The following is a 10,665-nucleotide window of genomic DNA, read 5'->3' as shown; positions in this document are numbered from 1 at the left end:
TGGCAAGCCAGCTCCCACAGGTTCGGCGGCGCCCACAAAACCTGTGGGAGCGGGCTTGCCCGCGATGAGGCCATAACGAGCACTACATGCTTACGAGACTGCCGGCTGACTGTGCGGAAACAATAAATCCACAAAGCGCTCAGCCGTCGGCTGCGGTTCATGGTTGGCCAGTCCGGCGCGTTCGTTGGCTTCGATGAACACGTACTCCGGCTGATCCGCCGCCGGCACCAGCAAATCGAGGCCGACCATTGGAATATCCAGCGCTCGTGCCGCGCGTACTGCGGCGTCGATCAGCGTCGGATGCAGAATCGCCGTAACGTCTTCCAGGGTGCCGCCGGTGTGCAGATTCGCCGTGCGCCGCACGAACAGATGCTCGCCAGCCGGCAGGATGCTGCTGTAGTCGTAACCCGCTGCGTGCAGGGTGCGCTGGGTTTCGTGATCCAGCGGAATCTTGCTCTCGCCGCCGGTGGCCGCTTGCCGACGCCGGCTCTGCGCTTCGATCAGCGCACCGATCGAATGCTGACCGTCGCCGACCACTTCCGCCGGACGCCGAATGGCGGCAGCGACTACCTCAAAGCCAATCACCAGAATCCGCAGATCGAGGCCTTCGTGGAAGCTTTCCAGCAGCACGCGGGTGTCGAACTGCTTGGCCGCTTCAATGGCCTGCTGTACGTCTTCAATACTTTGCAAATCGACCGCTACGCCCTGGCCCTGTTCCCCGTCGAGTGGCTTGACCACCACTCGCTGGTGCTCATCGAGAAACGCCAGATTGTCGTCGGCATTGCCCGCCAATTGCTGCGATGGCAGTTTCAGTCCGGCAGCCTTCAGTACCTTGTGCGTCAGACTTTTGTCCTGACACAAGCTCATGCTGATCGCGCTGGTCAGGTCGCTCAGCGATTCGCGGCAACGCACGCGGCGCCCACCGTGGCTCAGCGTGAACAGCCCGGCATCGGCGTCATCCACCTGCACATCGATACCGCGCCGATGCGCCTCTTCAACGATGATCCGCGCATACGGATTGAAGTTGGCTTCCGGCCCCGGCCCGAGAAACAGCGTCTGGTTGATGCCGTTCTTGCGCTTGACGGCGAACGTCGAGAGCGTGCGAAAGCCGAGCTTGTTGTAGAGGTTTTTAGCCTGTTTGTTGTCGTGCAAAACCGACAGGTCGAGATAGCTCAGACCACGGCTCATGAAGTGCTCAATCAAATGGCGGACCAACACTTCGCCGACACCCGGCCGCGAGCACACAGGATCAACGGCCAGGCACCACAGACTGCTGCCGCGTTCCGGGTCGTTGAACGCTTTGTCATGATTCAGGCCCATGACGCTGCCAATCACCGCGCCGCTGTCTTCGTCCTCTGCCAGCCAGTACACCGGCCCGCCCTGATGCCGAGGCGTCAGGAGGGCAGGGTCGATCGGCAACATGCCGCGCGCCTGATACAGCTGATTGATCGCCTGCCAGTCGGTTTCGCTTTGCGCACGACGGATGCGGAAGCCGCGAAACACCCGCGTCGCCTGGCGATAGTCGCTGAACCACAGACGCAAAGTGTCGGATGGGTCGAGGAATAACTGCGTCGGTTCCAGCCCGAGAATCTGTTGCGGGGCGGCAACGTACAGTGCGATGTCGCGCTCGCCCGGCTGCTCGTTGAGCAGTTCCTGAGCCAGACTCGCCGGGTCGGGAAAGGTATGCCCGATCAGCAACCGGCCCCAGCCGCAGTGGACGGCAATCGGCTCGGCACTCAGCGCGCTGCCGTCTTCGGCCAGACGCGCCTGCAAGCGTTCGTAGGACGGTGTCTGACCGCGCAGCAGGCGTTGGTTGATCGCCGTGGCGTGAGGTTTCATCGATCAGATTCCTTGTTCGCTGAGCCACAGGTTCAGGGCAGCCAGTTGCCACAACTTGGAGCCGCGCAACGGGGTCAGTTGACCTTGTGGATCGGTCAGCAGTTTGTCGAGCATGGTCGGGTTGAACAGGCCGCGATCCTGACTCGGATCGAGCAGCAGGTCGCGTACCCAATTCAACGTGTCGCCCTGCAAATGCTTGAGACCCGGCACCGGGAAATAGCCTTTCTTGCGATCGATCACTTCGCTTGGAATCACCAGTCGCGCGGCTTCTTTCAACACTTGCTTGCCGCCATCGGGCAGTTTGAACTGGCCGGGAATGCGTGCCGAAAGCTCGACCAAGCGATAGTCGAGAAACGGCGTGCGCGCTTCCAGGCCCCAGGCCATGGTCATGTTGTCGACGCGTTTTACCGGGTCATCGACCAGCATCACCGTGCTGTCCAGACGCAGCGCTTTGTCGACCGCTGCGCTGGCGCCGGGTTGGGCGAAATGTTCCTTCACGAAGTCGCCGGCAGCGTCATTCGCGGTCAGCCATTTCGGTTGCACAGTGGCTGCGTAGTCGTCGTAGCTGCGATCAAAAAACGCATCGCGATAAGCCGCATATGGATCGGCCGCGCCGTCAACTTGCGGGTACCAGTGATAACCGGCGAACAACTCGTCGGCGCCTTGTCCGCTCTGCACAACTTTGCAGTGCTTGGCCACTTCGCGCGACAGCAGATAGAAGGCGATGCAGTCGTGGCTGACCATCGGCTCGCTCATCGCGCGGAACGCGGCGGGCAGTTGCTCGATGATTTCTTTTTCGTCGATACGCAATTGATGATGCTGAGTGCCGTAGTGCTTGGCGATCAGATCCGAGTATTGAAACTCGTCACCGCGCTCGCCGCCGGCATCCTGAAAACCGATGGAGAAGGTCGACAGATTCTCTACGCCAACGTCGCGGAGCAGGCCAACGAGCATGCTCGAATCGACACCGCCCGAGAGCAGCACGCCGACATCCACTGCCGCACGTTGACGGATTGCTACCGCTTCACGGGTGCTGTCGAGCACACGGTCGCGCCAGTCTTCCAGCGTCAGGTTTTTCTCGTCGTCATGCGGGCCGTAGGGCAGGGTCCACCAGGTTTTCTGCTCGGTGCGACCATCCGCTTCAACGCGCATCCAGGTGGCTGGCGGCAGTTTCTCGATACCGGCCAGCAGGGTGCGCGGCGCAGGCACCACCGCGTGAAAATTCAGGTAATGGTTGAGCGCCACCGGATCGAGGATCGGGTTGATGTCACCGCCCTTGAGCAGCGCCGGCAAAGCCGAGGCAAAACGCAGGCGCTGACCGGTACGTGACAGGTACAAAGGCTTCACGCCGAGACGGTCGCGGGCGATGAACAGCCGCTGCGCATCACGTTCCCAGATCGCGAAAGCGAACATGCCATTGAGTTTGGGCAGCAGCGCTTCGCCCCAAGCGTGGTAGCCCTTGAGCAGCACTTCGGTGTCGCCACCGGAATAGAACGCGTAACCGAGCGCTTCGAGTTCGGCACGCAGTTCCGGGAAATTGTAGATCGCGCCGTTGAAGGCCAGGGACAAGCCCAGTTGACTGTCGATCATCGGCTGCGCCGAGCCGTCCGACAGGTCCATGATTTTCAGCCGCCGATGGCCCAGGGCAATCGGCCCTTGAGCATGGAAGCCCCACGCGTCAGGCCCGCGAGGCGCCAGGTGATGGGTGATTCGTTCTACTGCTGCAAGGTCTGCAGGTTGATGATCAAAACGTAACTCGCCAGCTAATCCACACATATTCCTAAAAGCCTTGTGTTTGCTGGGTCTAGGCGCATCTACCTTGAATCAAGTACCAATTTCGTACCGTTTTTAGGTAAATCCAGCTTTTCAAGCTCCGCGAAATCACTCGAAGAGCTGATCCACTTGGCATAGGTTGAAAGCAAAACTTGGACGCTGTGTCCGAGTTGCGCGGCAATGAATGCCGGGTTCATTCCTGACATCAGGCACATCGTTGCATACGTGTGTCTGGTGTCGTACATCCGACGGTATCGGATTCCCGACTTGCGCAGCGCCGCCAACCAATAGCGCTTAGCCCCTGTTTCAGAACGGATGTACAGCTCTGATCTTTCACCCGAACCTTCAGGCGCGAAAACATAATCAGAGCGCGCCGCTGTAAGAGGTCTGGCTTTTTCGAGTGCCTGCAAGGCTCGATCGTTCAATAAAACTTCCCGCGACACCTTCGTTTTGGTCCTCTCCTTGATCTTGCCGTACAGCCTGATGCGGCACACCTTCGCGCGCCTTGAGCGCGTATCAACCTCGCTCCAGCGCAGCGCCATCGCTTCGCCCGGACGCATTCCTGTATAGAAAGAAAATTCAAAAAAACACGCATAAATAGACTGCATACCACTGGTCACCTCGTACAGCTTGGCGATCAGATCGTCCGCTTCGTCGCGACTGAATGGATCGATCTCGCGCTTGGTGACCCGGGTCGGCGGGATCGAGTTGGCTGGATTCCTCAGTATCAATTCATCGTTCACAGCCTGGGTCAGCAGTCCGGTAACCAACCGGATGGCACCCTTGCGACGGATTGGCGAAGTCCACGAGATCCCGTTGACGATTTTCCGCATCAGAACCGGTGTGATCTTGTCGAGGGGGTACTGGGCCAAGTGCGGCACCCAGTAGGTTTGCATGGTGCTTCGGTAGTTCTTGCGAGTGCTGTCTTCAATCTGCAGGCTGTCCAGCCAGTCCTGGGCGTAGTCGAAAAATATCGGCATTTTGCCGGCCGAGTCGCACCGGCTATTCGGGAACAGCTCCCTGTATTTCTCAGGCGTAAGCGCGCCCAGCTTGGCCAGCTGCATTACTTGAGAACGTAAAGCCTCGGCTGTTGCGATCCCCCTTGCGGTTTGCGAGAGATTGAGCGTTTCGCAGTGCCGCTTCTTGTTCCAGGAGAACCTGATCCTGATCGATTTCCCGACAAGCTCAACTCCGGCGGGCAGCTCCATTGGCTCTCTAGCCATTCGTCATACCTCCATTTGCTGTACATGATTCGTCCGTCGATCTTCGACCAGACGCCGGCGGGGATGATGTTACGTTCTCGTTTGCGCTGCAGGGCTTTTGGTGTGGTGCCCAACAACTCGGCCATCCTCTTTTCGGTGACCTTATCGTGACCGGACTCATCGCTAAGTTTTTCGGCTACTGCCATAACTACCTCCCGCCGGCCGCCGTGGGCCGCGCTGTCTTGATGATGTGAACGATGAAACCGAAGGTGATCAGCAGCCAGGCGCAGGTGCCGGCGAACGTGTAGAGGATGTCGGCTGTTTCGCCGTCGGCCAGAAGGCGCGGCGCGATCCAGAAGAACCAGCAGCCACTGCCGACCAGGTACAGCAAAGCGCCCAGCAGGATCAGGGTGAGTTTGAAAGCGAACATGGGGTGTCCTTGCCGCGCTGGGCGGCAGAAGGTGGGGTTGGTAAGGTCAGGCTGTTGCGAACAGATCGATTTGCGGTACCGGCGCGTCGCGTTCGGTAATTTCGTCTGTGATTCGTTGATGGGCGATATCGAAGTAGCCGAGGCGGTTGCCGTGCTCGTCGAGATCACGCTCAATGCCGATGAACTGCCGGCCCAGTTGCATGCAAGCGACACCGGTGGTGCCGCTGCCCATGCTGTTATCCAGAACCACCTGGCCAGGCCGGGTGTAGGTGCTGACTAGGAACGACATCCACGCCACTGGTTTCTGCGTCGGGTGAAAGCTGCCGGTCTGCTTGTCGCTGGAAAAGAACTGCACTGAGCGCGGGTACCGCTCTGTCGAGTCGTATTCGGTCAGGGCCAAGGCCTTGCCGTAGCACTCCGAGTTAACCGTCTTGCGCTTCGCTGTCTTGCGTTCGTGCCCGCTGGACATCTGCGGGTTGTACACCGGCTGCTTGCGATAGAAGACCTGGGCGCTTTCGTGCGCCCGCAGCGGTTGCTTCTTGGCGTTTAGGAAGCCGGTGGCGTTGCCTTTCTCCCAGATCCATTCGTACCGGTAGAGCTTCGGGTTGCTCGCCACCAGCAGCGATGCGAATGGTTGAGCCGCACACAGCACGATTGCGGCTTCCGGCTTGGCGATCCGCAAGTACTCCTGCCAGAGCGGCTCTAGCGGGATGATGGTGTCCCAAGCGCATTGAGTGGTGCCATAGGGCAAATCGGCCAGCACCATGTCGACGCTGGCGTCTGGCAACTGCTTCATGATCTCCAGGCAATCGCCAAGATAGAGCTGGAATTCGCTCATGGTGATACCTCGCCCGCCGCTCACCGGCAGGCATGTAGGGGGATTGGGGTTAGACTGTTGCGTCGGAAGCTTGTGGGGACTTCTGCCATTCGATGACATCGGCGCCGAAGTCCGTGCGGGTGAAGTCGATAGCGCCGAATTGCCAGTGGTAGGTGAAGGGCAGTTGGCCTGGGCCGCGCTCGCATCGAGCTAGGACCGACCCGCAGGAAAGACGTAGGTCTATCGTCTGGTGGCCTGGATCTTCATCTGGCTCGGCATCTTCCCAGTCACCTCTGAGCTTTCGTACCGCATCAACCACCTCGGCTATTTCAAACTCGCCGCGACTCGACCCGACGATGCCTTTGATCTGGTGAATGCCTGTTTCCCACCGATCCTTTCTGACCACCTTGCCGTCTGCGCGGATTTCGTAGTCCTCAACCTTGGCGTCCCGGAACTCGGGCATGCGGAAGTCGCGCTCTGTGACTTGTCTGCTCATGGCCTTGGCCCCTTGTAGATGAAGACGTAGGCGAACCAGAGGGTGGCGATCATGGCGTCACCTCGCGGCGTGCCCACCAGCAAACCGGGCCGTCGTCCGTGTCGTGAATGGCCAGGCAGAACCAGCCTTCGCCATCAGGCCGATCCGGCTCCCAGTAGCTGCAGTCTGGGTCGCCTGCTTCGAAATAGCGCTCAGAGACCGCTTCGTCGCTGTGGTATTCGAGTGACACCATCTTCACCTGCAAGCCCTGTGCAGCGATCCAGGCCTTGCACTTATCACCGTCGCCCTCGTCGAAGTCCGGCATGTCGGGGTGGGCGAACATGCCGTATTCATCGCGCACGACCGGGGCCGGCTGGATCAAAACAGTTTCTTCAGGCATGACAGTTCCTTTGCCGCTATAGCGGCTGACTTTGAAGGGGGAGGGAGTTACTGCTGGATTTTGCGAAGGGCGGCGTCGTATTCGAGAGGATCGCCGTTCGGGTAATTCTCGATGACTGCCATCAGGCGCTGGCGCTCTGCTTCAGAAGGCTTGGAGGTCATCTCATCAATCCGCTGATCCGCTGCGTTCAGTCGCTGCTGCAGGGCGTCACGCTCGGCGGTGACCCGGTCGAGCTCAGTGCTGGCGACGAATTTCACTGACGTGTGACCGCATTCGCAGGGCTGCCAAACGTCATCCTGGCACCACTCGTGCCCGTCGCCTTGCTCTTGGCAGGCTGGGCCGAGGTAGATCACTTTGAGTTCGCTCACTTCGAATGCCCCTTTCAATTGTCGGTACCGGTGTAGGTGCGCCAAGGCACCTTCACGCCGTTTACGAGGAATCCCCAGTCACCGCGCCACTTGCTGGTGATGAAGAGTGTGATAACGCCGCCGGGTGATACTTCGTCGATCCGGTGGTATTCGCCGTGCAGCAGTTGCGCGGTGTCACCTGGTTGGCGGTCGATGTATTCGGTGGCTTGGGCGCTGGCCGGGACATTCAGCCCGCACAGTGCCGGGTCGTCGTGATCAAGCAGGCGCTGCTCCGTGTAACAGCCGCGCAAAATGATCGTCCGGGCGTTCCACGGGTGATCGTGCAGATCCCGGTCTTCATCCGGTCGCATGATGTGGTGGATACGGAACGACCACGGGCACCACCAAAGCGCAGGCTTGTGCGTGTCACGGGAGTAGGGGTTGAACAGCCACCAGCGGCCCATGTACATCTCGGATCCGTCGGCGGACATGATGTGCTGGTACGGGGTGAGCTTGGCGCGGGCGATGAGCCGGTCGGCGATTGCCGGGCGCGCGAGTACCTTGGCGATGATTCGCCAGAAGAGATTGATCACGTTTGGCGTCCTATGCCGGGGCATGCCCGGGCGGTGGAGGGTCTATAGTTCTGGTTCGGCGCAAACACTGAGGTGACAGGTATGAGCGCGAAAACCGATGTTCAGGCGTTACGGCTGATCGGCGACGAGGTCGTGCGACTGCTGAGCCTTCCTGAAGAACAGTTGGAGACTGAGGCGAAAGAAGGGCTTCGCCTGATTGCTGATCTTGCTCGGTGGCGGGAGACGTTAAACAGCCCCGTCCCAAGGGTTTATCGCAATAGGTGAGAACACGAAACAAATTCAGCGAACGCCGAGACTTGCTGGCCAACCGCTAGTTTTGTTATTGAAAAAAATGGGCCGATCAAGTCAGCCCATTTTTTCCTAATTCCTGCTCTGTATATCTTTAATTTTCTTCAGCGCTCTGTTCGTCAGCGCGATACATTTTTCTTTATCTCCAGCCTTCTGTGCCTTCTCCGCCTCCATTCTATCCTGCTGAATTTGGCCTAGCTGTGGTTGCCCCATCACTGCTGTTTGCTTCAAGTCGCTAATTTTTTGCAAGTTGACTGCGCATAAATCGTCTGCAGCAAAAAGCGGTGTCGCGATAACGAAAGCTACGATAAACAGACCTAATCGTTTCATAGGAAACTCCACCTGTTTGTGTTTGGATTTTTCACTATAGTCGCAGAGCGGCCGTGCTGCATTTCTGCCAGGCGGGCGAGGGTGGGTTATGCGGCTTCGGCTTGGCGTTCGGCGGCGCGCCACGGATCGTTGGCCCGTGCCAGTGCAGCCATCGGCGGCGGACTGACGCTGTTGCCGCACATGTGAACCTGCTGGGTTTTGGTGAACGGCTTGCCGTCGGCACCGTGGCTGATGATGTAGTCGGCGGGGAAGCCCTGAGCTTTGTACAGCTCGGCTGGTTGCAGCATCCGCAGGCAGATGTCGACGATCACGTAAGGCGTTCCCTTGATGGTCACCGTGACCAGGCCCAGACGATCCTTGGTGGTGATCGTCGGTGCTGGCGCGTCGGCGGCGCTCATATTTTCGGTGCCGTAGTAGCTGATCAGGAATGCCGCGACGCGCAACGCACCGGCTTCAACCTCCGGCGAAAGCTGGAATTCAACCAGTGAGCTCTTTCCACCGCCGCCCGCCGTGATAGTTGGCGCCGGCTCATCAACCGCCTGGCCTACGCTGGCGCCGAACTGGCGCTCCATGAAGGCGGTGACCAGTCCGTGGTGGGTGCCGCCGGCGCTGATGGTGTGTAGCGGATCGGCAGTGTCTCGCGCATCGCAATTACCGCGAAGGTGCACCAAGTTGGCGGTCACCAGCTGCTGCTGGCTGCCGGTGTTGGTCACCGTGGTCATTGGGTCTGCGATGCTCTTGGCATCGGTGGTATTGAAACCTCCGTTCATTTGGGCCATGAACACCGTTGAGATGCCCATGGCGTGAGCGGCGCCGGCCGGGCGCTGGTAGTTGCCGCCGCTGGTGATAGTTGGCAGCGGCTCATCGAGAGCTTTGCCCTCATCCGCAAACCTGAACTTCACCAGGTGCGCCGCGGCGATCGCGCGGTGGTTCTGCGTCATCAGTGTGCCGGCCGGCTGATCAACGGCTACCGGCTTTCCGCTGTACTCAGGTCCACCGGCACCGACCAGCACCGGGCTGATCAACGTAAGCTCACCGCGGTTGGCGCAGGTCACCGTCGGCAGTGGGGCATGCGGGTCGTTGATCCGGTCGCTACCCTGGTGCGTGGCTGGCGCGATAATCGGGCTGGCCATGGCGAACGATCCTCCGCGCGGCCAAGAGGTGACTGTGCGCAGCGGGTGGTGCGCTGACTGCACGCTTTCGCCGGACCAGTTCGCGATCGGCACGATGAACGGGTCCGCAGCATCGATAACGAATTTCTTCATGCCCTTGGCGATTCGCCGCAGGGTGGCCGGTGCCAGTGGCTTAGGCCGGTCGAAAATGCTTTTGCTTGGGATGGTCCAGTCAATGCACTCCGCGGCGGTACGCCACTTCTGCTGGCCCTTCACTGGATGCTTGGCGTGGGTCGCCGCCGGCCAAACAACCGGCTCGCCGTCGCAGCGAGCGATCATGAACAGGCGTTCGCGGCTAGTCGGCGCGCCGAAGTCGCAGGCCTTGATGACGCGCCATTCGACCACGTAGCCGAGGTGCTGCAGTTCGGCGACAAAGGTTGCCCAGGTCTGACCGCGGCGTTTCGGATCGGGTATAAGGAACTGCTGGTGGACTGGCACGACTTCGCCTGGCTCAGCAATGCGGTTGATCATGCTTTTAGGTTTGGTCGGGTTCGGCACCAGGTCCAAAGTCATAACCCGCCCGGTCGACTTGCAGCGCTTGGCGATCAGCGGCCCCCACTGGAGGATCTGTTTCACATTCTCCAAGCTGATGACGCGGGGCTTCTTCTTGCCGGCCCACTTCAGGCCAATCCACGACAGGTTGCGGATCTCGCGCTTACGCGGTTGGCCGCCGGCCGCTTGGCTGTGATGCGTGCAATCCGGCGACATATGGAACCAGCCAACGGCCTTACCGCCGCACTCGGTATCCGGATCGCCCTCGAACACATCGGTGGTGTAGTGCACGGCGCCTGGGTGGTTGACGGTGTGCATGCTGATAGCCTGAGGGCTGTGGTTCTTCGCCACAGTCACCGCGCGACCCAACCCCATCTCCAGCCCCGTACCGGCGCCGCCGCCGCCACAGAAGAAGTCGACAACGATCTCATCGTCCTGAGTGCTGAAGCCGAGTCCGTATTGTGTTTTGAAATCGAAGGGGTGTTTCTTCTGTTGTGCGGACATAGG

At 59.8% G+C, this 10,665-nt stretch carries 12 protein-coding genes; 1 reads left to right on the top strand and 11 read right to left on the bottom strand.

Features of this window, described 5'->3' with window-relative positions; genetic code table 11:
• Positions 1-90: 90 nt before the first annotated feature.
• The 9 genes from ngg to ACOI8A_RS05635 all read right to left on the bottom strand — a co-directional run bounded on the left by ngg (position 91) and on the right by ACOI8A_RS05635 (position 7,876).
• Positions 91-1,839, bottom strand: a complete 1,749-nt coding sequence (gene ngg, locus ACOI8A_RS05675; RefSeq protein ID WP_420646572.1) for an N-acetylglutaminylglutamine synthetase — start codon at positions 1,837-1,839, stop codon at positions 91-93.
• Positions 1,840-1,842: 3 nt separating this feature from the next.
• Positions 1,843-3,615: an N-acetylglutaminylglutamine amidotransferase gene (locus tag ACOI8A_RS05670; RefSeq protein WP_420657735.1), complete on the bottom strand. Its 1,773-nt coding sequence runs from the start codon at positions 3,613-3,615 to the stop codon at positions 1,843-1,845.
• 38 nt (positions 3,616-3,653) lie between these two features.
• Complete coding sequence (locus tag ACOI8A_RS05665) at positions 3,654-4,835, bottom strand: tyrosine-type recombinase/integrase (protein ID WP_420657733.1); 1,182 nt, start codon at positions 4,833-4,835, stop codon at positions 3,654-3,656.
• Positions 4,836-5,022: 187 nt separating this feature from the next.
• Positions 5,023-5,244 carry a hypothetical protein gene (locus ACOI8A_RS05660; RefSeq protein WP_420657731.1) on the bottom strand — a complete coding sequence of 74 codons (222 nt, stop codon included), beginning with the start codon at positions 5,242-5,244 and terminating at the stop codon, positions 5,023-5,025.
• Between the two features lie 46 nt (positions 5,245-5,290).
• Positions 5,291-6,082 carry a DNA-methyltransferase gene (locus tag ACOI8A_RS05655; RefSeq protein WP_420657729.1) on the bottom strand — a complete coding sequence of 264 codons (792 nt, stop codon included), beginning with the start codon at positions 6,080-6,082 and terminating at the stop codon, positions 5,291-5,293.
• Positions 6,083-6,131: 49 nt separating this feature from the next.
• On the bottom strand, positions 6,132-6,557 hold the full coding sequence (locus ACOI8A_RS05650; RefSeq protein WP_420657728.1) for a hypothetical protein: 426 nt from the start codon (positions 6,555-6,557) through the stop codon (positions 6,132-6,134).
• Positions 6,558-6,606: 49 nt separating this feature from the next.
• A complete protein-coding gene (locus ACOI8A_RS05645; protein ID WP_420657726.1) occupies positions 6,607-6,936 on the bottom strand; it encodes a hypothetical protein in 330 nt (109 codons plus the stop codon).
• 47 nt (positions 6,937-6,983) lie between these two features.
• On the bottom strand, positions 6,984-7,304 hold the full coding sequence (locus tag ACOI8A_RS05640; RefSeq protein ID WP_420657724.1) for a hypothetical protein: 321 nt from the start codon (positions 7,302-7,304) through the stop codon (positions 6,984-6,986).
• Between the two features lie 14 nt (positions 7,305-7,318).
• Positions 7,319-7,876, bottom strand: coding sequence for a hypothetical protein (locus ACOI8A_RS05635; RefSeq protein WP_420657722.1), 558 nt, complete (start codon positions 7,874-7,876; stop codon positions 7,319-7,321).
• 81 nt (positions 7,877-7,957) lie between these two features.
• On the opposite strand from ACOI8A_RS05635, the gene ACOI8A_RS05630 reads away from it, so the two are divergent.
• Positions 7,958-8,140: a hypothetical protein gene (locus ACOI8A_RS05630; RefSeq protein ID WP_420657720.1), complete on the top strand. Its 183-nt coding sequence runs from the start codon at positions 7,958-7,960 to the stop codon at positions 8,138-8,140.
• Between the two features lie 96 nt (positions 8,141-8,236).
• Here the strand turns inward: ACOI8A_RS05630 and ACOI8A_RS05625 are convergent, their stop codons facing one another.
• Together ACOI8A_RS05625 and ACOI8A_RS05620 are read right to left on the bottom strand one after the other, a co-directional pair.
• Positions 8,237-8,494 carry a hypothetical protein gene (locus ACOI8A_RS05625; RefSeq protein ID WP_420657719.1) on the bottom strand — a complete coding sequence of 86 codons (258 nt, stop codon included), beginning with the start codon at positions 8,492-8,494 and terminating at the stop codon, positions 8,237-8,239.
• Positions 8,495-8,580: 86 nt separating this feature from the next.
• Positions 8,581-10,662 (bottom strand): DNA cytosine methyltransferase, encoded by a 2,082-nt coding sequence (locus ACOI8A_RS05620; RefSeq protein WP_420657717.1) that lies wholly within the window; start codon positions 10,660-10,662, stop codon positions 8,581-8,583.
• Positions 10,663-10,665: the final 3 nt, after the last annotated feature.

It is taken from the genome of Pseudomonas sp. P4795 (assembly GCF_048822895.1).
Classification (GTDB): Bacteria; Pseudomonadota; Gammaproteobacteria; order Pseudomonadales; family Pseudomonadaceae; genus Aquipseudomonas.
Note: the sequence above shows the minus strand (reverse complement) of the source record. Positions and strands in the feature narration are given on the sequence as shown.